Source organism: Streptomyces cellostaticus (assembly GCF_023630175.1).
GTDB classification, from domain to species: domain Bacteria; phylum Actinomycetota; class Actinomycetes; order Streptomycetales; family Streptomycetaceae; genus Streptomyces; species Streptomyces cellostaticus_A.
In genome coordinates, this window is the sequence record NZ_JALLIN010000041.1 from 41449 (window position 1) to 66406 (window position 24958).

The 24958-nt window shown below is 72.6% G+C and carries 19 protein-coding genes and 2 pseudogenes; 14 read left to right on the forward strand and 7 right to left on the reverse strand.

Going from position 1 to position 24958, the window contains the following annotated elements; genetic code table 11:
• Window positions 1–133 precede the first annotated feature (133 nt).
• The 3 genes from MXD57_RS23975 (at window position 134) to MXD57_RS23985 (ending at window position 2988) form a co-directional block, all read left to right on the forward strand.
• The gene (locus MXD57_RS23975) at window positions 134–1591 is read left to right on the forward strand and encodes an alkaline phosphatase PhoX (RefSeq protein ID WP_250403870.1); all 1458 of its coding nucleotides are present in this window, start codon (window positions 134–136) and stop codon (window positions 1589–1591) included.
• A 60-nt stretch (window positions 1592–1651) separates the two neighbouring features.
• Entirely contained in the window at window positions 1652–2320 is a 669-nt protein-coding gene (locus tag MXD57_RS23980; RefSeq protein WP_250403872.1) for a 2'-5' RNA ligase family protein, read from the forward strand.
• 65 nt (window positions 2321–2385) lie between these two features.
• Complete coding sequence (locus MXD57_RS23985; RefSeq protein WP_250403874.1) at window positions 2386–2988, forward strand: TetR/AcrR family transcriptional regulator; 603 nt, start codon at window positions 2386–2388, stop codon at window positions 2986–2988.
• An 18-nt stretch (window positions 2989–3006) separates the two neighbouring features.
• Here MXD57_RS23985 and MXD57_RS23990 read toward each other — a convergent pair whose 3' ends face one another.
• The 3 genes and pseudogenes from MXD57_RS23990 to MXD57_RS24000 all read right to left on the reverse strand — a co-directional run bounded on the left by MXD57_RS23990 (window position 3007) and on the right by MXD57_RS24000 (window position 5588).
• Window positions 3007–4218 (reverse strand): TerD family protein, encoded by a 1212-nt coding sequence (locus MXD57_RS23990; protein WP_250403907.1) that lies wholly within the window; start codon window positions 4216–4218, stop codon window positions 3007–3009.
• A gap of 71 nt (window positions 4219–4289) precedes the next feature.
• Window positions 4290–4574, reverse strand: a pseudogene (locus tag MXD57_RS23995) (alcohol dehydrogenase); the annotation flags it as partial.
• 204 nt (window positions 4575–4778) lie between these two features.
• Window positions 4779–5588 (reverse strand): NAD-dependent epimerase/dehydratase family protein, encoded by an 810-nt coding sequence (locus MXD57_RS24000; protein WP_250403876.1) that lies wholly within the window; start codon window positions 5586–5588, stop codon window positions 4779–4781.
• Window positions 5589–5782: 194 nt separating this feature from the next.
• On the opposite strand from MXD57_RS24000, the gene MXD57_RS24005 reads away from it, so the two are divergent.
• The 6 genes and pseudogenes from MXD57_RS24005 to MXD57_RS24030 all read left to right on the forward strand — a co-directional run.
• Entirely contained in the window at window positions 5783–6334 is a 552-nt protein-coding gene (locus tag MXD57_RS24005) for a TIGR03086 family metal-binding protein (protein ID WP_250403878.1), read from the forward strand.
• Between the two features lie 195 nt (window positions 6335–6529).
• Window positions 6530–7291, forward strand: coding sequence for an MBL fold metallo-hydrolase (locus MXD57_RS24010; RefSeq protein WP_250403880.1), 762 nt, complete (start codon window positions 6530–6532; stop codon window positions 7289–7291).
• Between the two features lie 93 nt (window positions 7292–7384).
• Window positions 7385–8182 carry an HAD family acid phosphatase gene (locus tag MXD57_RS24015; protein ID WP_250403881.1) on the forward strand — a complete coding sequence of 266 codons (798 nt, stop codon included), beginning with the start codon at window positions 7385–7387 and terminating at the stop codon, window positions 8180–8182.
• Between the two features lie 176 nt (window positions 8183–8358).
• On the forward strand, window positions 8359–8712 hold the full coding sequence (locus tag MXD57_RS24020; RefSeq protein WP_250403883.1) for an effector-associated constant component EACC1: 354 nt from the start codon (window positions 8359–8361) through the stop codon (window positions 8710–8712).
• Window positions 8709–13922, forward strand: a complete 5214-nt coding sequence (locus MXD57_RS24025) for a caspase, EACC1-associated type (RefSeq protein WP_250403885.1) — start codon at window positions 8709–8711, stop codon at window positions 13920–13922. Before MXD57_RS24020 ends, MXD57_RS24025 begins: the two co-directional genes overlap by 4 nt.
• Window positions 13923–13976: 54 nt before the next feature.
• A pseudogene (locus MXD57_RS24030) lies at window positions 13977–14165 on the forward strand (NCS2 family permease); the annotation flags it as partial.
• A gap of 53 nt (window positions 14166–14218) precedes the next feature.
• On the opposite strand, the gene MXD57_RS24035 reads toward MXD57_RS24030, so the two are convergent.
• From MXD57_RS24035 to MXD57_RS24050, 4 genes are all read right to left on the reverse strand, one after another.
• On the reverse strand, window positions 14219–15670 hold the full coding sequence (locus tag MXD57_RS24035; protein ID WP_250403888.1) for a peptidoglycan D,D-transpeptidase FtsI family protein: 1452 nt from the start codon (window positions 15668–15670) through the stop codon (window positions 14219–14221).
• Window positions 15671–15724: 54 nt separating this feature from the next.
• Window positions 15725–16384, reverse strand: a complete 660-nt coding sequence (locus tag MXD57_RS24040; protein WP_250403909.1) for a response regulator transcription factor — start codon at window positions 16382–16384, stop codon at window positions 15725–15727.
• A 17-nt stretch (window positions 16385–16401) separates the two neighbouring features.
• Window positions 16402–17676, reverse strand: coding sequence for a sensor histidine kinase (locus MXD57_RS24045; RefSeq protein WP_250403890.1), 1275 nt, complete (start codon window positions 17674–17676; stop codon window positions 16402–16404).
• A 151-nt stretch (window positions 17677–17827) separates the two neighbouring features.
• Entirely contained in the window at window positions 17828–18598 is a 771-nt protein-coding gene (locus MXD57_RS24050; protein ID WP_250403892.1) for an IclR family transcriptional regulator, read from the reverse strand.
• A gap of 131 nt (window positions 18599–18729) precedes the next feature.
• Here MXD57_RS24050 and MXD57_RS24055 point away from each other — a divergent pair, with 131 nt between their 5' ends.
• The 5 genes from MXD57_RS24055 to MXD57_RS24080 all read left to right on the forward strand — a co-directional run bounded on the left by MXD57_RS24055 (window position 18730) and on the right by MXD57_RS24080 (window position 24371).
• On the forward strand, window positions 18730–20259 hold the full coding sequence (locus MXD57_RS24055) for an aldehyde dehydrogenase (NADP(+)) (protein WP_250403894.1): 1530 nt from the start codon (window positions 18730–18732) through the stop codon (window positions 20257–20259).
• A gap of 45 nt (window positions 20260–20304) precedes the next feature.
• A complete protein-coding gene (locus tag MXD57_RS24060; RefSeq protein ID WP_250403896.1) occupies window positions 20305–20913 on the forward strand; it encodes a DUF1349 domain-containing protein in 609 nt (202 codons plus the stop codon).
• A 55-nt stretch (window positions 20914–20968) separates the two neighbouring features.
• Window positions 20969–21472: a GNAT family N-acetyltransferase gene (locus MXD57_RS24065; RefSeq protein WP_250403898.1), complete on the forward strand. Its 504-nt coding sequence runs from the start codon at window positions 20969–20971 to the stop codon at window positions 21470–21472.
• A 790-nt stretch (window positions 21473–22262) separates the two neighbouring features.
• Complete coding sequence (locus MXD57_RS24075) at window positions 22263–23477, forward strand: helix-turn-helix domain-containing protein (protein WP_250403902.1); 1215 nt, start codon at window positions 22263–22265, stop codon at window positions 23475–23477.
• Window positions 23478–23612: 135 nt separating this feature from the next.
• Entirely contained in the window at window positions 23613–24371 is a 759-nt protein-coding gene (locus MXD57_RS24080) for a hypothetical protein (protein ID WP_250403904.1), read from the forward strand.
• The last annotated feature ends 587 nt before the right edge of the window (window positions 24372–24958 follow it).

A 24958-nucleotide genomic window follows, 5' to 3' on the forward strand; every position in this document is an offset into this window, starting at 1 on the left:
GTGCGTACGGATTCATGGAAGAGGCACCCCTGAAGCAGCCCGGCGTTCAACCCCCGTTCAGCACCGGACGGGAGCGTGAGCGCCGGCCCCAGGACGCCACCCTCCACGGCACGCCCACGTCACAGGAGACACCATGTCGCTCAGTCGCAGGGACTTCGCCAGGAAATCCGCGATCACCGGTGCCGGAGTCGCCCTCGCGGGCAGCGTCGGCGCTCTCGCCACCGCTCCGGGAGCCCTCGCCGCCACGGACACCGCGGGCGCGGACGGCGGGTCCGCGCACGGGCACGGGCACGGGCACCACGGCGTCGGCTACGGCCCCCTGCTCCCCGACCCCGACGGCATCCTCGCGCTGCCCGCCGGATTCACGTACCGGGTCATCACCCACAGTGGGAAGACCAGGCTGGAGTCGGGCGAGTTCACGCCGTCCAACCACGACGGCACCGCCGCCTTCGACGGCCCGCGCGGCACCACGCTCCTCGTCAACAACCACGAGCTCGCCGGGGCCCGCGCCCAGTGGCCGCACCCGGTGCCGCTCACCGAGGGCCTCGTCTACGACCCGGCCGCGGCCGGCGGCTGCACCGTCGTCGAGGTCCGTCGCGGCGGCGAGGTCGCCGAATGGGTGGGCATCGCCGGCACCGCCACCAACTGCGCGGGCGGCAGCACCCCGTGGGGCACCTGGCTCACCTGCGAGGAGACCGAGGACAAGGCCGGCAAGAACGGTTTCACCAAGGACCACGGCTACGTCTTCGAGGTCGACCCCGAGGACTGCCGGGCCAACCGCGACCCCAAGCCGGTCAAGGCCCTCGGCCGGTACGCCCACGAGGCCGTCGTCGTCGACCCCAGGCGCGGTCACCTCTACCTCACCGAGGACGCCTCCGGCCCCAACGGCCTGCTCTACCGCTGGACCCCGCCGGAGGGCTTCCGCCACGGCCGCGGCAGGCTGCGCACCCTCGCCGACGACGCCGGCGTCCTGCAGGCCTTCAGGTGCTTCGACTCCGGCGGCCGGTTCGTCGACGACCTCTCCCGCGCCACGGCGGCCGGCACGGTGTACGGCGTCGACTGGGTCACCGTCCCGGACCGCGACGCCAAGCAGCTCTCCACCCGCAAGCAGTTCGACGACGGCCGGGTCACCCGCGCCCGGAAGCTCGAGGGCATGTGGTGGGGCGACGGCGGAGCCTACGTCGTCTCCTCGTTCGCCCGTGCGGAGAGCCCCGTCCAGCACGACGGCCAGGTCTGGTTCTACGACCCCGGGCGCCGCACCCTGACGCTGAAGGTCCTCATCGGCGTCAACCCGGACCCGTCCGTCGACGGCGACTTCGACGGCCCGGACAACATCACCGTCTCCCCGTACGGCGGCCTGGTCATCGCCGAGGACGGTGAGGGCGTGCAGCACCTGTTCGGCGCGACGGAGAGCGGCCGCACCTACCCCATCGCCCGCAACGAGCTGAACCTGGGCACCGCCGAGGAGCCCGAGTACAGCGAGTTCACCGGCGTCACCTTCTCGCCCGACGGCAGGACCCTGTACGCCAACATCCAGACACCCGGCATCATGCTGGCCATCACGGGCCCCTGGAAGCGGCAGCGGCGCTGAGCCGGCCCGCCTCCGGCTGAGCGGTGTGCCGGGGAGCGGCGGGCCGCGGCGGGCGGGGCCATGATGGAGGTGTGCCCCGCCCCCCCGACACCCGGTCCGGCCGGGCGGCCCGGCCCGGCCGCCGTCCCCGGGCGCCTCGCGTCGGCGCCGACACCCCGGACCGCCGTCGCCTGGCTGCCCCCGGGCGCGCTGTGGCCCGCCGTCCAGCGGATCCGGGCCGAGCACGACCCGCAGATCCACCGGTGGCCACCCCATGTGAACCTGCTCTTCGGCTTCGTGCCGGAGGAGGACCTCCCGGCGGCGCTCCCCCTGCTGGCCGCCGCGGCCGCGGACCCGGAGCCCTTCGACATCCGGCTCGACGGCGTCCGCTTCTTCCGGCATCGCGGCTTCGCGACCGTGTGGCTCGACCCCGCGGCGGCCGGCCTCGCCCCCTGGACGCGGCTGCGGGACGCGCTGGCGGAGCCCTTCCCGCAGTGCGTGGACCGCTTCCCGCGCTTCACCCCGCACCTCTCGCTCGGCCGCACCCGTGCCCCGCGGGAGCTGGCGGCCGGGTGCGCCGCCCGGCTCGGCGTACTGCACGCGCGCGTGGCCGGGGTCTGTGTGCTGTCCCGTCGCGGTGACGGTCCCATGCGCATCCGCGCCACGATCGCCCTGGGCACCGGCGTGATCCGCCGCCGGCCCGGCCCGGACCCGGTGGGCGCCCGCCCCGAGCCGCCGGACCGCCGCTGACCGCCCGGCCCGAAGCACGCCCGGTACTGTTCGGGAACGGCCCACGGTTCGCGAGGAGTTCCCGGATGACGCAGGCCAGACCCATGCGCGCGGACGCCCGGCGCAACTACGAGCGGCTGCTGGAGGTGGCGGCGGAGGTCTTCGCCGAGCACGGGGAGCACGCCTCCCTCGACGACATCGCCAAGCGCGCCGGTGTCGGTTCCGGCACGCTGTACCGGCACTTCCCCACCCGCCGGGCGCTGCTGGAGGCCGCCTACACCGACCGGATGGCGGCGCTCGCCGCGCGCGCCGACGAACTGGCGGAGGGCCTGCCACCGGGACCGGCGCTGGAGGAGTGGCTGACCGAGCTGTGCGCCGGAACGATCCGGGTGCGCGGGCTGAAGGCGCTGCTGGGTTCGGCCGTCATGGACGGCGGGGCGGCGCCCGTCCCGGTCTGCTGCACCCCGGTCCGGGACGCCGCGGCCCGGCTGGTGGCGGCGGCGCGGGCCGAGGGCACCCTGCGGGCCGACGTCGAGCCCGTCGAACTGCTGCGGCTGGCGCACGGCGTGGCGACGGCCTCGGAGTTCGCCGACGGGCAGGGCGGCCAGATCCGCCGGTATCTGTCCCTGCTGATGGAAGGCCTGCACCGCCGGCCGCCCGGCGGGCGCCCCGCGCGGGAGCGCCCCTGAGCGTCGTACGGGCGGCGGCTACAGCGCCCGCGCCCCCGGGTCGACCATGTTCCGCACCGTGCGGGCCTTCACGAACTCGCCCATCGCCGTCATCTCCCACTCGCCGGAGTACTGCCGGATGAGCTTGGCCATCATCACGCCGGTCTGCGGCTCCGCGCTGGTCAGGTCGAAGCGGACCAGCTCCTCCTCCGAGGCCGCGTCCACCAGGCGGCAGTAGGCCTTGGCGACCTCGGTGAACTTCTGGCCGGAGAAGGAGTTGACCGTGAAGACCAGACCGGTGACCTCCTGCGGGATCCTGCCGAGGTCGACGACGATCACCTCGTCGTCGCCGCCGCCCTCGCCGGTGAGGTTGTCGCCGGAGTGCTTGATGGCGCCGTTCAGGATCGACAGCTTGCCGAAGTAGCAGCTGTCGACCGGGTTGCGCTGCGGGCCGTAGGCGATGACCGAGGCGTCCAGGTCGATGTCCTTGCCGCGGAACGCGGGCTCCCAGCCCAGGCCCATCCGGACCAGGGAGAGCAGCGGACGGCCGCCCTTGACCAGGGACACGGTCTGGTTCTTCCGGAGGCTGACCCGGCCCTTGTCCAGGTTGACCTTCCCGCTGCCGGGCGCCGGAGCCGCGGGCGCGGCGGACGCCGGCGGCGGGGCGGCCGGGGCCGCGGCGGGCATCGGCGGGGCGGTCGGCGGCTGCGGCGCGGCCACGGGTGCCGCGACCGGCGGCGCGGCGGGCGCGGCGGCGGGCTCCTCCACCGTCACACCGAAGTCGGTGGCGATTCCCGCCAGCCCGTCGGCGTACCCCTGGCCGACGGCACGGGCCTTCCACTGGCCGTTGCGTCGGTAGATCTCCATGACCACCAGTGCCGTCTCGGAGCCGAGCCGCGGGGGCGTGAAGGTGGCCAGGACCGAGCCGCCGGCGGCGTCCCGGACAGTGGCCGTCGGCTCGATGCCCTGGAAGGTCTGGCCCGCCGCGTCGGGGCTTGCGGTGACCACGATCTTCTCGATCTCCGGCGGTACGGCGGCGGTGTCGACCTCGATCGCGTCGGGCGCCGCACCACCGCCGGACCGGTACGTCACACCGGGGCCGCCGGGCTGGTTGTAGAAGATGAAGTCGTCGTCGGAGCGCACCTTGCCGTCGGCGGTGAGCAGCAGGCCCGATACGTCGAGCCGCACCGGGGCGGCGACGTCCACCGTCACGCGGGCGGCGGACAGAGGGATGTTCGAGCCGGGGGTCATAGCTGTCATGCCGGGTGAACGATCGGCGCCGTTTTACCGTTCCCTTACCGACGGCCCTACCCCCGTTCGGCTCAGGGCACCACGACGATCTTCCGGCCGACGCCCGCCGCGAACTGCTCCAGTGCCTCGGGGTAGCGCTCCAGCGGGACGCGGTCGCTGATGAACACCTCCGGGTCCAGCACGCCGTTCCCGAACAGCTCCGCCGCCCGCTCGAAGCTGTGCAGCACCGCCATGGAGCCGGTGATGGTGATCTCCTGGTTGTAGATCCGGTACGGGTCGACGGTCACCCGGGTCGCGTGGTCGGCCACCCCGAACTGCAGGAAGGTGCCCGCCTCCGCCACCCGGCCCAGACCGTTGTGAGCCCGATCCTGCCCGGTTGTGCCCGTTTCGCAGGGTGCGGTGCCTGCCGCGGACCTGCGGGACCGTCCACGGCGGGGTGGGGCCGGACGGCGCGGCTGCCCGCGAGCGGCGGCGGGCGGGCCCGTTCGGCGCCCGCTCGCCGGGGCGAGCGGCCCGTCCCGGCCTCGGCGGCCGGCCGGGTCCGCCGACGGCCGGCCGGGTCAGTACGGCCAGATCGGCGGGTCGTTCACGAAATGGCCGCCGAGGTGGCTGTGCGCGGGATTCGCCGGGTCGAGCTCGCCCTGCTCCGCGATGAGCCGTGGCGCGTACGGCTCGGAGTCGTCCCGGGGTTCGTAGCCGAGCGCCCGCGCGCTCGTGAGGTCCCACCACAGGCGGGTGTTGGCCGAGGAACCGTGGACCACGGTGTGGCCGACCTCCTCGGCGGTCAGTGCCGCGTGGAAGAGCCGGGCGCCGTCGTCCGGGCTCATCCACACCGAGAGCATGCGCACGCTGGTCGGCTCCGGGAAGCAGGAACCGATGCGTACGGAGACGGTCTCCAGGCCGTGCCTGTCCCAGTAGAGCTGGGCGAGGTCCTCGCCGAAGGACTTGGACAGGCCGTAGAAGGTGTCCGGGCGGCGCGGGGTGTCGACGGGAATCGGCGGCTCGCCCGGGCGCGGGGCCGGGGTGAAGCCGACGGCGTGGTTGGAGGAGGCGAAGACGACCCGGGGCACGCCTTCGAGGCGGGCGGCCTCGTACAGGTGGTAGGTGCCCTCGATGTTCGACCGCAGGATCTTCTCGAACGGCGCCTCGAGGGAGATGCCCGCGAGGTGGATGATCGCGTCCACGCCCCGTACCGCCGCGCGCAGCGCGCCGGTGTCGCCGAGGTCCGCGGTGACGGCGTCCGGTTCGCCCTCGACGGGCCGCGCGTCGAACAGGCGCAGCGTGTAGCCGTACTCCGGCAGCCGGGACCGCATCAGGGTGCCGAGGGCGCCGGCGGCGCCGGTGAGCAGAACGGTGCGGGGAGCGGGCATCCTCGGACTCCTTGGTCGCCTCTGACGCGTGGTGGACGGCCGTGCGCGGACATCATGGCCCATGCGCGCGAGGCGCCGCGGCCGCTGCCGCCGCCGTGTTCGCCGTGGTGGCGCGACGGCGGGACACCGATGAGTTCGCGTCCTCGCGCCGGTCAACCCCTCGTAGAGCCGGTGCGACCCCGAAGGAGCAGGACATGAGCATGGTCGACCTGGGCCCGCAGGCCCGCATCGTGGCGGAACTCGCGGAGGCGGTCGGCGACGAGCGGCCGGCGGACCCCACCCCGTGCCCCGGCTGCGCGGTGCGCAACCTGCTGGGCCATCTGCTGACCCTGTCCGTCGCCTTCCGCGACGCGGCCCGCAAGGACCTCGGCCCGACGACCGACACCAGCCCGGGTGCCGTCATGCCGGACCTCGGCCCCGGCGTGCTCGCGGAGCTGCCGGAGGCGCTGGACGAACTGGCCGAGGCATGGCGCGACCCGGCCGCCTGGACCGGCTTCACCCGGGCCGGCGGTGTGGACCTGCCCGGCGCGGTCGCGGGCGCGGTGGCCGCCGACGAACTCGTCGTCCACGGCTGGGACCTGGCCCGCTCGACGGGCCGGTCCTACCGTCCGGACCCGGGTGCCCTCGAGGCGGCCCACACTTCCTCCTGGCCGCCGCCGAGGCCCCGTCCCGGGGCGACGCCCCCTTCGGCGCGGTCGTCCCGGTCCCGTCCACCGCGTCCCTGCTGGACCGCACGATCGGCCTGAGCGGCCGCGATCCGGACTGGCGGCCGTGACGCCCCGGCCCCGGTGGGGAAGCGGCTCCGGCGGTCGGGGCGGCACCCGACCACGCGCGGCGCTCGGGTGCCGCCGCTGACGCGCCGCCTCCGGCCCGGTGCGGTGCCCGCCCGAACCGGGCCGAACCGGCCGGATCCCGCCCGCGCACCCCGTACTCTCCGTGCTATGCCGCTCACCCTCACCGTTCTCGGCGCCGCCTCCCCGCACCCCGGGCCCGACCGGCCGTGCTCCGGGTACCTGCTGGCCGGCGGCGGCGCCGAGGTGTGGGTGGACGCGGGGCCCGGGACGTTCGCGGCCCTGCAGCGGCACACGGACCCCGCCCGGCTCACCGCGATCTGGATCTCGCACCTGCACGCCGACCACAGCGCCGACCTGCTCGCCGCCGCCTACGCCTTCGCGTACGGCGGGATGACCCCGGCCGCGCCCGTACCGGTGTACGCGCCGCAGGACTGCGCGCGCCGGCTGGCGGGCTTCCTCGGGCGTCCGGACGTCGAGTTCCTGAAGGGCGTCCTCGACTTCCGGTCCCTGTACGACGGCCACGACGTCCGGCACTGGAACCTTCGGCTGGCCACCCGTGCCGTCACCCACGACACCGAGGCGTACGGGCTGCGCGCCGAATGCCAGGGGAGCGTGTTCGCCTACTCCGGGGACAGCGGCCCCTGCGCCGCGCTCACCGGGCTCGCCGCCGGCGCCGACCTCTTCCTGTGCGAGGCGGACGTCGACGGGCACCGCGGAGGCGAACACCTCCCACGGGTCCACCTCACCCCCGAGGACGCCGGCCGGGCGGCCCGGGAGGCGCGGGTGCGCGAACTGCTCGTGACACACGTCGGCCCCACCCTCACCAGGGCCGCGGCCACCGCCCGCGCCGGCGAGGTCTTCGGCCGCCCCACCCGCGCCGCGATGGAGGGCGACGTCCACGCCTTCTGAAGGCGCCGCGCCGGGCCCTCCCGCCAGATGGCTTGATATCGATCGGGCAAAGGTCCTCGCGCTACCCCTGGTGACGCGCGTAGAAAACCTGTCATGCATAAATCACTGCGGATCGCGGCGGCAACCGCCGCCTGTGCCCTCGCCGGTGGCGTCCTGTACGGCGCCGGTGCGGCCACCGCCGGTCAGTCGACGGCGAACTCCACCCACGAGCCCTACAACATCGGGCTCCTGGTGAAGGACATCGACACCTACTACGGCACCACCGCCGACAGCGACGGCGTCTACCAGGCCTCCCCGGCCAGCCCGTACGCCAAGGACCTGGCGCGCATCGACGCCGCCGCCAGGCGCTACATAGCCAAGGCGGCCCGCAAGGCCCACCACCACGGCGAGAAGCCGGCCGTCGTCTTCGACATCGACGACACCCTGCTGCTCAGCCTCGACTACGAGAAGCGCTACAACTACACGTACAACCCCACCACGTGGAGCGACTACGTGAACCGCGCCGACCGCCCGGCCGTCTTCGGCAGCCCCGAACTGGTGCGCTACGCCGAGTCCAAGGGCGTCGAGGTCTTCTACAACTCCGGCCTCAGCGAGGCGCAGCGGGCCGGCGCGGTGGAGAACCTGAAGAAGGTCGGCGTCGACATCAACCTCGACACCGGCCACATGTTCCTCAAGGACAAGGCCAACCCCCCGGCCTACCTGAGCGACTGCGCCGCCCCGGGTGCCTGGAACTGCACGACCGTGCAGTACAAGGCCGGTACCCGCGAGCACATCGAGGACGACCTCGGGTACGACGTCATCGCCAACTTCGGTGACCAGTACTCGGACCTGGACGGCGGTCACGCCGACCGCACGTACAAGCTCCCCAACCCGACGTACTTCGTGTCCTGACGCGTTGCGGACCGCCGCGCACCGCGCGGCGGTCACCGCCCGGCCCCCGTCCCGGCAGCACGCCGCCGGGACGGTGGGCGGGCTGTTTCCGGCCACATGTGCCCACCGCTTCCCGGGGCGTTGAATTCCGTTACCATCGGCCTTGCTTGCGGCACATGCACCGGGGGAGGCGACGTATGCGGATCCGCGTTCAAGGGGACGGTGACGAACGGGCCCTGACGGACCTGCGGAAGTGGCTCGCCGGTGACCCCGGGGCCCAGCGGCTCACCGTCGTCCCCGTCAGCACCCCGGGCCCGACGATGTCGGTGCTCGACGCCCTCGACATCGTCCTCGGCAATGTGACGGACATCGCCGACTTCGCCGTGGCGTACGCCAGTTGGCGGCTCGCCAAGGGATCGGGCGGCAACACGGGCGGACGTACCCTGACCCACGGCGGCACGACCGTCGACATCGGACACCTGAACCCCGAGGAACTCGCGGACCTGCTGCGCCGCCTGGAGGACACGGACGCCGGCACGCACGGGTCATGACCGCCCCGCGGCCGGGCGGCTCCCGTGCGGTGCTCTTCGGAGCCCATGAGTTCGACGGCTTCCCGGCGCTCCTCGGCGTCGAGCGGAACATCCCCGCGCTGCTCGCCCTGCTGACCGCCCCCGACGTGGGCGGCCTGGCCGAGGGCGACTGCCGGGTACTGGCCGCCGACAGCCGGGCGGACGACGTCCTCGACGCCGTGGCGGACGCGGCGGGCGAGGCGGACGACCTCCTGCTCGTCTACTACGCCGGGCACGGCCACCACAGCGACGAGGGGCTGCTGCTCGCCACCAGGAAGGCGGACCTCGACCGGCCCCACCACTTCGTCCCCTACGCGCGCGTGCGCGACTTCGTGGCCGGGTCCCGGGCCCGGCACAAGGCCGTGATCGTGGACTGCTGCTACGCCGGCGGCGCCCTCCACATGGGGGAGGAGGCGCCCCCGATCCCGGAGCGGGCGCTGGCCTTCGACGGCGGCTGCGTGCTCACCTCGGCGGCGGTCACCGAGCGCTCCCTGTGCCGCCCGGACGGCAGCGTGTTCACCATGGAGCTGGTCCGCCTGCTGCGCGACGGCCTCACCGGGCCGCTGCGCGGAGGCCGGCGCGGCGAGGAGCAGCGCCACCTCCTCGCCGCCGACCTGTTCGACGCCCTCCGGCAGGGGCTGAGCGGCCTGAAGGTGGACGGCTGGCCCGTCCCCCGGCCCCGGATGGCCACCCTCGACGGCGGCCACGACATCCCGCTCGCCCTCAACCGGGCCTTCAAACGGGAGCAGGGCCCGCCCGCCGCACCGCCGCGGCAGCCGCAGCCCGCCCCCGACCCGCTGGCCGCCGTGGTCGGACAGCAGGCCTTCGTCGACGGGCTCGGCGGTTTCCGCCGGAACCTCACCCCCGAGCAACTGCCGTTCGTCTCACCGGGCAGCGCCCATCCGGCCGCGCCCGAGACGCTGTTCCGGCGGCTGCGCGACACCGACGAGCGGGGTGTGCTGCTCGTCGGCGCGGCCGGCACCGGCAAGACGCGCACCGGACTCGAAGTGGGCCGTGTCGCCCTCGACGAGGGCTGGCGGGTGCTGCACGTCCGGCCCGGCCGGGAGTCGTCCATCACCGGGCAGATCAGCAACCGCGTCCTGGCGGAGGACAGCCCGGTCCTCGTGGTGATCGACTACCTCAACGAGTACCTCAAGGACGACGACGACAACGACGCCCAGCTCGACCTGACCGCCCTGCGGCACCGGCTGCTGCCGGAGGCCCGCCGCCGGGACGTCAAGGTCGCCTTCCTCGCCTCGGTGCGCCCGGGCTGGCTGCAGAAAGCGGCCCACATACCGCTGCACGACCTGTTCGACGAGGTCGAGCTGCGCCAGGACGAGGAGTTCCAGCGGGTCGTCGCCGAGCACGCCCTGGCCAACCTGGCCCCCACGGCCATCGGCAGCCTCGGCATGGAGCGGATGCGGGCCATCTGCGGCCACCGCCCCATCATCGCCCTGCTGCTCGCCCGGGAGCTGGAACGCCGGGCCGCCGCCGGCCTGCTCGACTCAGGGAACGCCGGGCTGCGGGCCGGCGGCGACCTCGCGCGCTGGCTGCGCGACCGGCTCATGGAGGACGACCTCGCCGTCGGGCGTCTGCCCGACGAGCGCCGGCGCACCGCCTTCGACCAGGTCACCGCCTCCGACGACCTGGTGGCGGCGGCCGCCGCTGCCGCCGCCTGCCCCCAGCAGCACGCCGAGGTGATCGCGGCGGCCGCCGCCGCGCTGTCCGCCACCCCGGGCGGCGGGCCGCACGCCGAGGTCGTCGTCGACACCCTGATCGACCTCGGCTGGCTGGAACGCGACGGGGACGGCGACGTCCTGTCCACCGCCCACGACATCGTCTGCGACCAGCTCGTCGAGTCCGTGATCCTGCCCGGCCACGGCCGCAAACCGGACCGCGCCCGTACCCGGGTGCTCCTCGACGGAAGCCTCACCGGCCCGCGCACGGTCGGCCGCTACGCCACCCACCTCGCCCGGCTGATGAACGACCTGGCGCTCACCCAGCGCGCGGAGGCGGTGTCCGCCGTCCTGGACACCTGGTTCGCCGACAACGCCACGGCCATCGGCGAGGTCATGCGCGCCGACGCCGACATCGGCGGCTACGCGCTCGGCGCGCTCTGCTCGGGACCGCCCTGGGCCCACTCCGTGGTCCGGAACTGGCAGCGGCTGGTCGGCCCCTGGCTCGAGGAGTTCGGCGACGGCGTCAACGCCCGGCACGTGCTCTACCGCGGCCTGTGGAACCTGCCGACCGACGGCGGTGCCCTGCTGCTCGTCCCGGCGGCGCTGCGCTGGCTGGAGTCGCACGGTCGGCGGCGCGAGGCCAGCTTCGTCCTCGGCCCCCTGCTCAGCCGTACGGACATCCCCGCCGAGCAGCAGAATCCGGCCCTGCGCGACGCGATCACCTGGCTGCGCCGTCACGGCGAGGTGCTGGAGGCGCACTTCGTGCTGCGTGCGCTGGTCGGCCGCGCCGACCTCACACCCCAGCAGGTCCGTCAGGTCGTGGCCGTGGCACTGCGGTGGTCCGAACGCGACACCACACTGCGCCAGGTCGCCCAGATCCTCACCCCGCTCCTCGCCCGCACCGACCTCACCGCCGAGGAGCTGCGGCGGATCGTCCTGCTCGCGCAGGAATGGCTGCGGCACCACAACGGCCTGTGGGAGCCGCACAACGTGCTGCGCTCCCTGCTGACCCGCAAGGACCTCACCGAGAACGAGGCCCGGCAGGCCGCCTCGTTCAGCTTCCGCTGGCTCAAGCAGCACGCCGCCGTGCCGCCCGCCACCTTCGTGCTGCGTCCGCTGCTCGCCCGGACCGAGCTGGCCAGGAGCCAGGTGCGGCGGGCGGTGGAGTTCGCCGCCCAGTGGCTGGAGGAGCACGCCGTCCGGCCCGAGGCCGACTTCCTCGTCCGGCAGGTGCTGGGGCGTTCCGACCTCACCGAGGGCGAGAGCCGCCGGGCGGCCGGGTTCGCGGTGCGGTGGCTGGAGCAGCACGCCACCACGCCCGAGGCCGACTTCCTCATCCGGCAGATGCTCGCCCGCCCCGACCTCACGGCGGACGAGAGCCGGCGGGCGGCCGGGTTCGCCGTGCAGTGGCTCGCCCTGCACGCCGGGGCTCCCGAGGCCAGCTTCGCGCTGGGCGCGCTGCTCGCCCGCTCCGACCTCACCGACGAGCAGGCCGAACAGGCGGTCACGGCGGCGATGACCTGGCTGGAGCGCCATGCCGGCACCGACGCCGCGGGATACGTCCTCAGCGGTGTGCTGGGCCGCGGCGACCTGCCGGAGCACGAGGCGGGCGGCGTCCACGCCCTCGCCTGCGGCTGGCTGGCCCCCCGCACCGGTTCCCTCGAGGCCAACTTCACCCTCAACAAACTGCTGTCCCGCACCGATCTCGCCGAGGAGCACGCCCGGCAGGCCGTCGGCTCGGCGGACCGGTGGCTGGACCGGCACGGCGACAGCGACGCGGCGGAGTACGTCCTGCGCGCGCTGCTCACCCGCCCCGACCTCACCGGCGGCCAGGCCCAGGACGCCGTCGCCCGCGCCCTGCGCTGGCTGCCGCGGTACGGCACCGCGCGGAACGCCGGATACGTCCTCGGGCCGCTGCTCGGCCACGGCGCCCTCACCGCCGGTCAGGCCCGCGAGGCGGTCACCGCGGCGCTGGCCTGGCTCGCCCACCACGGCCATGTGCCCGAGGCGGAACCCGTGCTGGTCGCCCTGCTGGGTCGCGGCGACCTGTCCCAGGGCGAACGCGAGCGGGCCGCCGCCGTCGCCACACAGCGGGGACAGCACAGCGGTACCACGTACCGGGAGGCGAAGGAGCTCTCTCGCCTGCTGATCGCCCGGCACGGCCAGGGCGACGAACAGGGGCGCGAGGACCTCGCCACGGCCCTGGCCTGGCTCGAGCGGCACCCGGACCTTCCCGAGGCGGCGCAGGTGTTCCGGGCGGTCTTCGTCCACCACGAGCCGACCGGGGACGAACTGCGCCGGACGGTCACCGCCGCGCGGACCTGGCTGGGGCAGCACGCCACCCGGCCGGCCGCCTCCTACCTCCTGCAGCCGCTGCTGGAGCTGCGCCGGCTCCCCGACGACGACACCGGCCCGGTGGCCGCCCACGCCCTGGAGTGGCTGGCGCACCACTGGGAGAGCGCCCAGGCCAGCTACACCCTGGGAGCGCTGATCGCCAACAGGAGGATCACGGCGGAGACGCTGGACCGCGGGATCTCCCTCGCCGCGAACTGGCTCCAGCACAGCGTGACCTCGCCCGGCGCGAGCTTCGTGCTGGACAAGCTGCTGACGCGCGGGGAGATCACGGGGGACCGGGCCAGGGCCGCGGTGGCCTTCACCCAGGTGTGGCTGGACCGCCATGTCACCCTGCGCGCGGCCCGCTTCGTGCTCGAACCGCTGCTCGCCCGCCGCGACCTCACCCCCGACGAGACCCGGCTCGCCCTGGCTCACGCGACGCGCTGGCTGCGGGAGTTCGGTTCCCTGCACGAGGCTCGGCACGTGCTGGTGGCGGTGAGCGCGCACGCCGGGCTCGGCCCGGAGGAGATCGACCTCGCCTTCGACGACACCGTCGTCTGGCTGGAGCGCCACGACGGCCCGGCCAACGCGCAGACCGTGCTGGCGCCGCTCCTCGCCCGCGTCGACCTCGGCCCCGAACAGCTCCGCGCCTTCGCCGGGTTCACCCTGGGACGGCTGTCGGACTACGCGGCCCCGGACTCCTGGCGGGTGCTGGGCCTGCTCGTGGCGCGCACCGACCTGGCGCCGGACCAGGCCCGCGAGGTCGTCTCCCGGGTCGTCGCCGCGCTCCAGCCGGACCCCGCCGCCTACGACGCCAGCTTCCTGGTGGTCCCGTTCCTCGGCCGCCCGGACCTGACGGCGGCCCGGCGCGCGACGGCGGTCTCCTGGGCGCTGTCCTGGCTGGAGCAGTACATGCCCGTCTGGCGGTCCCGGTTCGTCCTGGCGGCCCTGCTGTCGCTGACCGGCCTGCCCCCGGGCGAGGTCCGCCGGGTCGCCGCGTGGGCGCTGAACTGGCTCGAGCAGCACACCGACGGGACCGCCGACGGTTTCGGCGACGTCGGCGCCGAGGCGGTCCTGGAACCGCTCCTCGCGCGCCCGGACCTCGACGGGGACGAGACCCGGCGGGCCCGGTCCTTCCTCCCCGGGCAGGCCCCGCCGCAGACGCCCGGCCGGGCCTGACGTCACCGCTGTGCGGACCCGCTGCCTCGTCCGGACGGTGCGGGGCGTCCCGAATCCATCGCCACGATGCCGTTCACCTACTCCATCACCGACGGCATCGGCGCGGGCTTCCTGTCCTACGTGCTCGTCAAGACCGTCCTCGGCAAGGCCCGGGAGGTCAACTGGCTGCTGTGGGGGGTCTCGGCGCTGTTCCTGGTGTACTTCGCCATCGACCCGGTGGAGCAGGCCCTGGGCGTCAGGTGAGGCGCAGGGGGGGCGCTCCGGCCGGACGCCCCCTCCCCGGCCCCCGGGGGCTCTCAGCCGAGGGCCGCCCGCATCATCGCCCGGGCCACCGGGGCCGCCAGCCCGTTGCCGCTGACCTCCGAGCGGGCCGCGTCCGACTGCTCGACCATCACCGCCACGGCGACCTCCTTGCCGGTGCCGCCGGACCTGCCGTACGAGGTGAACCAGGCGTACGGCGTCCTGCTGTTGTTCTCGCCGTGCTGGGCGGTGCCCGTCTTGCCGCCGACCGTCACCCCGTCGATCCGGGCGTTCGTGCCCGTACCGTCCCGGACCACCGTCTCCATCGCCGAGCGCAGTTGCGCGGCGGTGTCCGAGGCGACGATCCGCTCGCTGTCCGCGTCGTCGTAGTCCCGCAGCACGTCGCCGTCGGCGTCCGTGATCCGCGACACCATGTGCGGCGAGACCAGCTTGCCGTCGTTCGCCATCACCGCGGACACCATGGCCATCTGCAGAGGGGTGGCGGTGACGTCGAACTGCCCGATGCCGGACAGCGCGGTCTGCGCCTCGTCCATACCGGAGGGGTAGACGCTGGAGTACGCCCGCACCGGGACGTCCCGCTTCTCGTCGTCGAAGCCGAACTTCTCCGCCATGGCGCGCACCTTGTCCTGGCCGAGGTCGACGGCCATCTTGCCGAAGACGTTGTTGCAGGAGTAGCGGAGCGCGACCCGGATCGAGGCGTTCGCGCAGGGGGCCGACTTGTTCTCGTTGGGCAGGATCCGGCTGGTGCCCCGCAGGGTGTACGGGTCGGGGCTGCGGGTGGGCTCGTCCACGTCCTCGTACAGCCCGTTCTCCAGCGCGGCGGCCGCCACCACCAGTTTGAACGTCGAGCCCGGCGGCAGCGGCTGCCGCAGCGCGCGGTTGGTGAGCGGCTTGTCCTTGTCCGTGGTGAGCGCCTTCCAGGCGGTCCCGGCGGTGTTCGCGTCGGTGAGCCGCGCCGGGTCGTACGACGGCGTCGACACCACGGCCAGGATCTTCCCGGTCTTCGGGTCGAGTGCGACCGCGGCGCCCTTGTTGCCGCCGAGCGCCCGGTACGCCGCCCTCTGCACGGCGGGGTCGATCGTGGTCAGCACGTCGCCGGGGTCGGCGCGTCTGCCGGTCACCGTGTCCAGCGCGGTCCTGAGCCTGCTGTCCGTGCCGTTGAGCAGATCCTGGTAGATGCCCTCCAACTGGGTCGGGGCGTAGGCCTGCGAGGCGTACCCCGTCACCGCCGCGTACAGCGCCCCGTCCTTGTACGTCCGCCGGTACGCGAGGTCGCCGCCGTTCGTGCGCGCCGAGCCGGTGACGGGGCTGCCCGCCACGACGATGTTCCCGAGCGGCTGCGCGTACGTCCGGATGGCGTTCCGCCGGTTCGCCTGGTCGTCCGCGAGGGCCGTGCCGTCGTAGAACTGCACCCACGTCGCCCTGGCCAGCAGGGCGAGCGTGAGCAGCAGTGTGAAGACGGACGCCCGCCTGATCGTCTTGTTCATCCCGTCCGTGATGACGGCCCGGGCGGGGCAGTCGTTCCCGTACGCCCGTTTTTCTCACCCCATGTTCAGAAAGCCGGCCTCGTACGCGGCGATCACCGCCTGGGTCCGGTCCCGGGTCCCGGTCTTCGCCAGCACCGCCGCGACGTGCGACTTCACGGTGGCGGCCCCGACGCCCAGCCGCCGCGCCATCTCGGCGTTGGTGAGCCCCGCCGCCAGGAGCCGCAGCGTCTCGCTCTCGCGTCCCGTGAGCCTGCTCACCCAGGCCGGGGGAGCGGGCGCCCGCCGCGCGTGCCCCGCCGCGAGGGACCGCAGGGCCGAGGGGAACAGCAGGCTGTCGGTGCGCGCGACCAGCCGCACCGCCTGGACCAGTGTCTCGGCGTCGGCCCGCTTCAACAGGAACCCGGCGGCCCCGGCGCGCAGCGCCTCGTGCACGTAGGAGTCGTTCTCGAAGGTGGTCACGACCACGATCCGGGGCGGTGCGTCGACTTCGGCGAGGATCCGCTCGGTGGTCCGGATGCCGTCGGTCCCCGGCATGCGGACGTCCATGAGGACCACGTCGGGGCGCACCTCCCGGACGACGGACACGGCCTGAGCGCCGGTCGCCGCCTCGCCCACCACCTCGATGCCGGTCTCGGCGGAGAGGATGGCGCGCAGCGCGGTGCGCACCATGCGCTCGTCGTCGGCGAGGACGACCCGGATCGCGGACTGGGTCATGACGGTCCCTTCGTCGGTCACGCGTGGTCCCGCAGGGGCAGCCGGACGTGCAGCCGCCAGGTGTCCCCGGCAGCCCCGGCCCGCGCCGTGCCGCCCAGCAGCCGCACCCGGTCGGCGATGCCGCGCAGGCCGTGGCCGCCACCGGAGCGGGCCGCGGGGCCGGCACCGAGCGGGTTCTCCATGGTGATCTCCAGCCGGCCGCCGGCCGTGCCGATGCGGAGCGTGACCGGTTCCCCGGCATGCCGGAGGGCGTTGCTCAGGCCCTCCTGCACGATCCGGTACGCCTCCCGGGAGACCAGCGGCGGCAGGGCGGCCGGGTCGGTGCCGACGCTGGCCGTCACCGGCTGTCCGGCAGCCCGGGTCCGGCGCAGCAGCCCGTCCAGATCGGTGGCGAGGGTCGGCGCCGGCGCGGTGCCGGGGGCGTCACCGTCGCGCAGGACGCCCAGCACCGCGTCGAGTTCCCCGACCGTGCGCCGGGTGGTCTCCTCGATGGCGGCCAGTGCCTCGCGGACGAACTCCGGGTCGCTGTCCAGGACCCGGCGGGCGGCGCCGGCCTGCAGGGTGACGGCGCTCAGCGCATGGCCGACCGAGTCGTGCAGTTCGCGCGCGAGCCGGTTGCGCACGGCGAGATCGGCGGCGCGGGCCTCGGCCGCGGCGAGCCGCTCCTCGGGCGTGGGACCGAGCAGGGCGGGCGCCCAGCGGGCGAGCAGGGCCCCGGCGCCGGCGGCACAGGCGGCCAGCGCGGCCAGCATGGCGAGACCGGCCGGCGGGCACAGTACCGACGCCCAGGGGTGGCCCAGGGCTCCGGGCGGTCGTGGACCGCCCGGCAGCCGGACCGCCAGGGGCAGTACGAGGAGGACGGCCGCGAACGGGGGCACGGCCAGCGACATCCCGGAGACGATTCCGCCCAGCCCCAGGTGCAGCGTGAACCAGAGGGCCGTACGGCCCCGTTCCGCCCGGGTGCGGGCCGGACCGTCGGCCAGGGCGCCCGCGTCCACGCCGCACAGCGCCCGCACCGCGCCCGACTCCAGCGGCCGGGTGGGCGGGAACAGCGAGGTCACGGCGGCGAGGGGCAACCCCACGGCGAACGAGCCGAGTTGGAGGGGGAAGGAGCCGAGGACGTCGTCCGCGCCGGTGAGCGGACCGAGGATCACCGAGCCGACGAGGACGTAGGGCACGGCGAGGGCGCCGCCCAGCACCAGATGGATCCAGCGCCGCCGCGCCCGCCCGCCGAACAGGAACGCCAGCGCCCTTCGCGGCGGGGCCGCGGTGGGCGAGGGCGAGGTCGGCATGGCCCAACTCTCCCGTATCGCGCCGGTGCCGCGCCTCCTGCGCGGCGACGATCCCGCTCCGCCGGACGGGGGAGAGCGCCCCGGTGAAGCCACCCGGGGAAGCCACTCGGGGAAGCCACTCGGAGGGAGAGACCACCCCGCCCGCGCCGGGCTACAGCCGCCGTGTCGCCAGCGTCAGCCGGTCCCGCGCGTCGAACAGCGCGTCCTTGATCATCTGCTCGTGGGCCGGGGTCAGCCGGGCCACCGGCACCGAGCAGCTGATGGCGTCCCGGGCGGGTGTGCGGTAGGGGACCGCCACGCCGAAGCAGCGAAGCCCCAGCGTGTTCTCCTCGCGGTCGACGGCGAAGCCCTGCTCACGGACCCGGTGCAGTTCCTCGATCAGCTTCTCGCGGTCGGTGAGGGTGTGCTCGGTGAGCGCGGGCAGGGTCTCCGGCAGCAGTTTGCGCACCTGCTCGTCGGTGTGGGTGGCGAGCAGCGCCTTGCCGAGGGAGGTGGAGTGGGCGGGCAGCCGCCGGCCGACCCGGGTGAACGGGCGCAGGAAGTGTTGCGACTGCCGGGTGGCCAGGTACACCACGTTCGTGCCGTCGAGCCGGGCCAGATGGATCGTCTCCGAGGTGTCGTCGGAGAGGCGGTCCAGGGTCGGCCGGGCGGCCGCCACCACCTCGTCGCCGTCGATGTAGGACGTGCCGACCAGCAGTGCCCGCACCCCGATGCCGTACCGCGTGCCCGTGGCGTCGGTCTCCACCCAGCCCAGCTCCACGAGCGTGCGCAGCAGCATGTACAGGCTGGACTTGGGGTAGCCCACGGCCTCCTGCACGGCCGCCAGGGAGTGCATGCCGGGCCTGCCGGCGAAGTACTCGAGCAGTTCAACGGTCCGCACCGCGGACTTGACCGGGGCCCCGCCCGTCTCTCCTGCCGACATCGCCCTTGACCCCTTCAGCCGCGCGGAAATACCCTTCCGGACGGCACGTTCATCACCAGAGACAGCGTTCAGTATATCGAACACGGCTGATGGTTACCCAGTGGCTGGGGCCTTGAACGGAGTGACCCGCGGTGGCAGCAGCACCAGTCTGGAGCGTCGACCCGCGCACCGGGAAGCAGCGTGAACGGGTTGGTGCGGAGGCCACGGCCCGGGACGTGGACGCGGCCGTCCGGGCGGCGCGGGCCGCGCGCGGCGCCCTCGCCGACCGCGCCGTGCGTGCGGCCTTCCTCCGGTCGGCCGCCGCCGGCCTGGACGCGGCCGCGGACGGCCTGATCGAGACCGCCGACGCCGAGACGGCCCTCGGACCGGTCCGCCTCACCGGGGAACTGGCCCGCACGGTGTACCAGTTGCGGGCGTTCGCCGACCTCGTCGACGAGGGCGCCTTCCTGGACGTGATCATCGACCACCCCGACGGGACCGCCACTCCACCGGTCCCGGACCTGCGCCGGTACAAGGTGCCGCTGGGCGTGGTGGCCGTCTACTCCGCCTCCAACTTCCCCTTCGCCTTCTCCGTGGCCGGAGGTGACACCGCGAGCGCGCTGGCCGCGGGCTGCCCCGTGGTCGTCAAGGCCCACCCCGACCACCCCGCCCTGTCCGAGCTGGTCGCCGGGGTGCTGCGCCGGGCCGCCGCCGAACACGGCGTCCCCGAGGGGGCCGTCGGCCTGGTCCACGGCTTCGGGGCGGGTGTCGAGCTGATCGGGCACCCGCTGGTCGCCGCCGCGGGCTTCACCGGGTCGGTGCGCGGCGGACGTGCCCTGTTCGACGCGGCGGCCGCGCGTGCGGTGCCGATCCCCTTCCACGGCGAGCTGGGCTCACTGAACCCGGTCCTGGTCACCGAGGGGGCGGCGGCCGAGCGGGCCGAGGCGATCGGCTCGGGGCTCGCCGGGTCCATGACCCTCGGCGTCGGCCAGTTCTGCGTCAAGCCGGGCCTGGTGCTGGTGCCGTGCGGCGTTGCCGGTGACCGGCTGCTGAATTCCCTGGCCGGCGCCGTCGGCGACACCGCCGCGGGAGTGCTGCTCGACCACCGGATGCGGGACGCCTTCATCGCGGGGGTGGCCGAGCGCGCCCGGCTGCCGGGAGTGGAGGCGCCGGTCACGCCGGGCGCGGGCGGTGAGCACACGGTGAGCGCGGGCTTCCTGACGGTCCCGGCGAGCGCTCTGGCCGCGGAGGGGGTGTACGACCTGCTGCTGGAGGAGTGCTTCGGACCGGTGACCGTGGTGGTCCGCTACGCCGGTGACGGCGAGGCCACGGCGGTGCTGTCGCGCCTGCCGGGCAGCCTCACGGCCACGGTCCACCTCTCGGCCGGGGAGGCGGCCGGCGCGGGCCGGGGCGCGGAGATCCTCGCCGAGCTGACCCCGCTGGCCGGGCGGGTGCTGGTCGACGCGTGGCCGACCGGCGTGGCGGTGGCGCCGGCCCAGCACCACGGCGGTCCGTACCCCGCGACCACCTCCACCTCCACCTCCGTGGGCGGCACCGCCCTCGAGCGGTGGCTGCGGCCGGTCGCCTACCAGAACACGCCCGAGGCCCTGCTGCCCCGGGAACTGCGCGACGGCAATCCGCTGGGGCTGCCCCGCCGGTTCAACGGCAGGCTGGAGCGCTGAACGGATGGCCGGGACGCCGGACGACGAACCTGGGACACTCGCGCGATGGATGTCGAACTCCCCGAACTGCCCTTCTCCCTGCGGACCTACGGGCCCGACGGCAACTGGTCCTACGAGGGCGGCGTGCTCACCGGGTGGGCCGGGCCCCGGCAGGACCGGTTCGTACCGCCCACCGGCGAGGCCCTGGACCCCGCCGCCGACGCGCCCCGGCTGCTCGGAGCGCCCGAGGGGGACTTCCAGCTCATAGCCAGGGTCACCGTGGGATTCGGCGCCTCCTTCGACGCCGGAACGCTGTACGTCCACGTCGGCGACCGGGCCTGGGCCAAGCTCTGCCTCGAGTACTCCCCGCACGTGCCCACCGTCTGCACGGTGGTCACCCGCGGACACTCCGACGACGCGAACTCCTTCACCGTCGAGGGAAGTTCGGTGTGGCTGCGGGCCAGCAGGACCGGTCGCGCCTTCGCCTTCCACGCCTCCCGGGACGGCAGGCACTGGACCTTCGTCCGGCTCTTCACCCTGGGCGAGGAGAAGGAGTCCGGCGCGGCCCTGGTCGGCTTCATGACCCAGTCGCCGCTGGGGGAGGGCTGTGTGGTGACCTACGACCACCTCGAGTTCCGGGCCCGCTGGCCCGACGACCTGCGCGACGGCCGCTGATCGGCGGTCGGGGGGCCGGGGAACCGGAACCGTGCCCCGGCACGTCCTTCCGGACATGATCGATGCGCGCCGGACCCCCCGGTCCCTGATGATCAGGACCGCCCTGCCCGTGGAGGCCGAGGCCGTCGCCGCCGTGATGGTGCGGGCCCGGTCCACGTACTATCCGGACGGCCTCCCGGACCCGGACGTCGACTGGACCGAACGGTGGCGGCAGGCCATCGAGCGGCCCGACGGCCAGGTGCTGTGCGCGGTGCGTGACGCCCGGCTGGTGGGCCTGGCCTCCTTCCGTCCCCCGGAGGGCGCGCCGGCCGGCACGGTGAAGCTGTTCCAGTTCCACGTCGACCCCGGCCACTGGCGCGGCGGCATCGGCAGCGCCCTGCACGCCGCCTGCGTGGAGCAGTGGCGGGCCGACGGCACCCGGACGGCCGCGCTCGAGGTGCACGTCGACAACCTGCGCGCCCAGGCCTTCTACGCCCGGCACGGCTGGGTCCCCGATCCGGAGCGCTCGGACGACGGCCACCTCCACCGCAACCTGGTGCTCGCGGTCCCGGGGGAATGAAACCCGCTGCTTGAACGTTCACGTACGTGGGCGGAGACCGCCTCCGCCACCGTACGACCTGGAGAAGAGCCGAGAGCATGCGCGTCGAAATCTGGAGCGACATCGCCTGTGCATGAACCAAGAGAACCCCAGGGTACCGCGTACGCCTGACCAGCGGCTATGACCAGGTACGACGAAGCCCCGCCCATGCGCCACGGGGGAAGCACACAGACGGGGCAGCCGACACGCTGAGCCATGATTGCCGTCCTCAGCGGGCCGGAGTCTCACCAGCGGGTAGGTTCCGCACCCCCACCGACACAGACGGGGCAGGCGCGCTTGAACGTCCATCCGCAGAGTGCGCACCCCTCGAATCCGAAGCACCCGTCACACCAGATTTCACGGTGTCCAGCGCAGCACCCGCACAGGTCCCCAAATTTCCACAGGGACCAGGGCTCTTCTCCGCCCGTTCGTCCGGCGCGTGGCTTTGGGTGGTAGGGCGTATCCGCACGGCGCTTCGGGCGCTCCGGCGCTGTGGTCATCCATGCCCGTCCGGGTGCCGCGCCATAAGGACATTGCAGTCAGTCACTGTCGTCCAGTCGCCACCCGTCCGCGCACGGTCCCGAACGTTGGCCAGCTCTCGACAACCGGCGCATCCGTCAACGGGTGTGGGCTCTAGTTCCCCTTCCCGGTACGGAAGTTCGAGCGGCGCGCTGGGGTATCGCTTCGGTTCCGTCATGCGCCTCAGCGTCCGCCGGAAGTCGATCTAGAACTAGCGGCCACATGTAGGCCAACTGTCGGCCAGAATTGAGATATGGGGACCAGCATCGGGGCCAACATCAAACGTCTGCGCGAACAGCGCGGGTGGAGTCAGGCACGGCTAGCGCATGAGGTCTGTCAGGCAGCCGGGGTGATTGGTGATCCGGTCGGACGGCAGGAGATCAGCCGATGGGAGACAGGCAAGCGCACGCCCCGTGAATGGCTGCCGTTCCTCGCTGCCGCTCTAGGTGTTCCCGTGGATGCGCTCAGGGAGCCTCAGAATCCCGCTGAGCCCCCTTTGCCGACCCTGGCTGACTTCCTGCCCGAAGAGGACCCGCTAAGCCCGCTGGAAGCCCGTACAGGTCGAATCGGCGTGTCCACGGTGGATGACCTACAACAGCGGGTGCATGGGCTCAGGCTGGCTGATGACGTGCTGGCAGGTGGAGACCTAATCCGCCCAGCGCTCAGAGATCTTCGGCGCGCTGTGAAGCTGTACCGAGAGAACACGTACGGCAGCGAAGTAGGGCGGCAACTGCTGAGGCAGATTGGGGAGTTGGCACAGATTGCCGGATGGATTGCCAGTGACGCCGGACAGCACGAAGAGGCAGAGCGCATCTACCGGCTAGGACTCAGTGCGGCAAGGCAGGCAGAGGACCACACCCTTGCCGGGAACATTGCCGGGTCACTCGCCTACCAGCTCAGCAACACGGGGCGGGAATCGGAAGGGCTCACGCTGGCACAGGCGGCATTCCGCGACGCTGAGGCGGAAGCACCCCCGAAAGCCCGCGCGCTGTATCTGGACCGGGTGGCGTGGGCTCACACGAAAGTCGGGGGAGTCGAGAACGGGCAGCAAGCCATGCGCGCACTGGGGGAAGCCGGACAGGCGCTCAGTGAAGACAGCCCCGGGACGGAATCGCCTGCCTATCTGTACTGGGTGGATGCCGGGGAACTCCGGGTCATGGAATCTCGGGTCTACACAGAGCTTCACCGGCCCTTGCGTGCTGTGCCATTGCTCCGGGAAGTCCTCAGCGGCTATGACGCAACGCACACAAGGGAACTGGCCCTGTACCTGTCTTGGCTTGCCGTGGCGCTGGCCGATGCCAACGAACCAGAAGAGGCGGCAACCGTAGCCGGACGAGTCATTTCCTTGGGATCTGACATGTCATCAGATCGGGTAGACGAACGGGTTCGGATCATCCTCGGCCGGTTGCAGGCCTACGCGGAGGTACCAGAAGTAGCCTGCCTGCTGACCAATCGACAGGCGCTCTAGGTGCCGTAGGAAGGCCCACACCATCTGCCGGTATGGCGGTAAGCACCAGGCGCGTCGGCGTGGTGCACTGTGGTACGCCAGGCCGGCTGAGTAAAAAGCTCCCAGCGGTGAGCAACTGCGTGCATGATGTCGTTCATGCTGACAAGTCTTCTGCCGGGCTTCCGGCACCTTCGAACGCCGTTTGCCCTAGGTGCGCTATGCGCGTTTCAAATGTGGATCTTGATAGGTGAGTACATACCTAGCCGCTCAGAGGCGCAAGGATTCACCGAACGTATCTATTCCCTGGGTGACGTTGCGGGCAGGGGGGCTGTCACCGCCGCAATTTCTTTTCTATTGTATTTGGTGGGCGACATTGTCAGCATCTCGCCAAATCAAATGATGAGAATTCTGGAAAAGCTGCGACTGCCAGCACTGGCTCCGCACCGCTTCTCTGTCATTTCTGCACAGTCGAGGTACGAGCTCAACGAATTCGCTTCACGTGCCTTCAGCGGGCGGGGAAATGCATCCTCTGATGACGTCAGCCTATTGGCGCAAAAGATGGTCATGGAATTCGCCGAGATTAGAATGCGTCTGATTGCGACTCATCTGGATGTGTATTTGGAGCACGACCGGTATGATTCGGAAGCCGATTTCCGCACCAACGTGGGCTTTTACTCCACCACCCTATGGCCCATTGTTGCGCTGTACTGGACTCCTTGGTTCATTATTGGGGTCTTTGCTTCAGCGGCGCTCTTTGCCATCGGCCTGAAAGCTCGTAGAGACGCCAACGCTATTCTGGTGCAAGTGATTGTGTCGGGAATCGTAGAGTCTCGGTATTACGTCGAAGAATCAAGCCGCGATCACTCTCCTTCCGTCGGAAATGTGACAATAAGGAGGCAAACAAGCACGCGTTGATGTCCCGCGCAAACGCATCAGGTTGCGGTGCTGCTCTTTTCCCTCCCTGCCGGTCAATCTCTGAGGGGGAAGGGGGCCCCATCAGGGCAGGCGTCAGCGGATATCAGAACGGCGGAACGTCATTAGCATTCGGCGGCTGAGTCTTCGCATTCTCGGCTGCCCAACCATCAGGCTGGTTCTTCGCGGTCTCGCTGTCATGGCCCGGCTTGCGCAGTGGCCGAAGATGCTTAGGTGCATCAGTGTTCGGCTCATGCCGTGCCTTCAATTGCTTTCGACTCAATGGCCAATGGTCAGCGACCGTCGCTTGCCGACCACACAGCACACACCACGGATTCGCGTACACGTAAGCCTTTCGCTTGCGCTGCCAGCCAGCGTCATAACCACGCGCGCTTGCGATGCCCCGCTGTTTCTCACGCTGGCGCTGATGCTCAGGGCATGGCCCGCCATTGGTCAGCCCACTGCACCCCGGCTGACTGCATGGCGTTCTAGGTTTCCTCGGCATGGCCGTACTCCTGAGACATGAGTAGCCACCTACGGATTTCCGGGGGTGGGGGTGTGGATAATGGTGCTGAATAGCTGGGGGTCAC

Excerpts from the sequence above, each read along its gene's own strand:
- MXD57_RS23975 (WP_250403870.1), top strand. The coding sequence starts at position 134 with ATGTCGCTCAGTCGCAGGGACTTCGCCAGGAAATCCGCGATCACCGGT.
- MXD57_RS23980 (WP_250403872.1), top strand. The coding sequence starts at position 1,652 with ATGATGGAGGTGTGCCCCGCCCCCCCGACACCCGGTCCGGCCGGGCGG.
- MXD57_RS23985 (WP_250403874.1), top strand. The coding sequence starts at position 2,386 with ATGACGCAGGCCAGACCCATGCGCGCGGACGCCCGGCGCAACTACGAG.
- MXD57_RS23990 (WP_250403907.1), bottom strand. The coding sequence starts at position 4,218 with ATGACCCCCGGCTCGAACATCCCTCTGTCCGCCGCCCGCGTGACGGTG.
- MXD57_RS24000 (WP_250403876.1), bottom strand. The coding sequence starts at position 5,588 with ATGCCCGCTCCCCGCACCGTTCTGCTCACCGGCGCCGCCGGCGCCCTC.
- MXD57_RS24005 (WP_250403878.1), top strand. The coding sequence starts at position 5,783 with ATGAGCATGGTCGACCTGGGCCCGCAGGCCCGCATCGTGGCGGAACTC.
- MXD57_RS24010 (WP_250403880.1), top strand. The coding sequence starts at position 6,530 with ATGCCGCTCACCCTCACCGTTCTCGGCGCCGCCTCCCCGCACCCCGGG.
- MXD57_RS24015 (WP_250403881.1), top strand. The coding sequence starts at position 7,385 with ATGCATAAATCACTGCGGATCGCGGCGGCAACCGCCGCCTGTGCCCTC.
- MXD57_RS24020 (WP_250403883.1), top strand. The coding sequence starts at position 8,359 with ATGCGGATCCGCGTTCAAGGGGACGGTGACGAACGGGCCCTGACGGAC.
- MXD57_RS24025 (WP_250403885.1), top strand. The coding sequence starts at position 8,709 with ATGACCGCCCCGCGGCCGGGCGGCTCCCGTGCGGTGCTCTTCGGAGCC.
- MXD57_RS24035 (WP_250403888.1), bottom strand. The coding sequence starts at position 15,670 with ATGAACAAGACGATCAGGCGGGCGTCCGTCTTCACACTGCTGCTCACG.
- MXD57_RS24040 (WP_250403909.1), bottom strand. The coding sequence starts at position 16,384 with ATGACCCAGTCCGCGATCCGGGTCGTCCTCGCCGACGACGAGCGCATG.
- MXD57_RS24045 (WP_250403890.1), bottom strand. The coding sequence starts at position 17,676 with ATGCCGACCTCGCCCTCGCCCACCGCGGCCCCGCCGCGAAGGGCGCTG.
- MXD57_RS24050 (WP_250403892.1), bottom strand. The coding sequence starts at position 18,598 with ATGTCGGCAGGAGAGACGGGCGGGGCCCCGGTCAAGTCCGCGGTGCGG.
- MXD57_RS24060 (WP_250403896.1), top strand. The coding sequence starts at position 20,305 with ATGGATGTCGAACTCCCCGAACTGCCCTTCTCCCTGCGGACCTACGGG.
- MXD57_RS24065 (WP_250403898.1), top strand. The coding sequence starts at position 20,969 with ATGATCGATGCGCGCCGGACCCCCCGGTCCCTGATGATCAGGACCGCC.
- MXD57_RS24075 (WP_250403902.1), top strand. The coding sequence starts at position 22,263 with ATGGGGACCAGCATCGGGGCCAACATCAAACGTCTGCGCGAACAGCGC.
- MXD57_RS24080 (WP_250403904.1), top strand. The coding sequence starts at position 23,613 with ATGCTGACAAGTCTTCTGCCGGGCTTCCGGCACCTTCGAACGCCGTTT.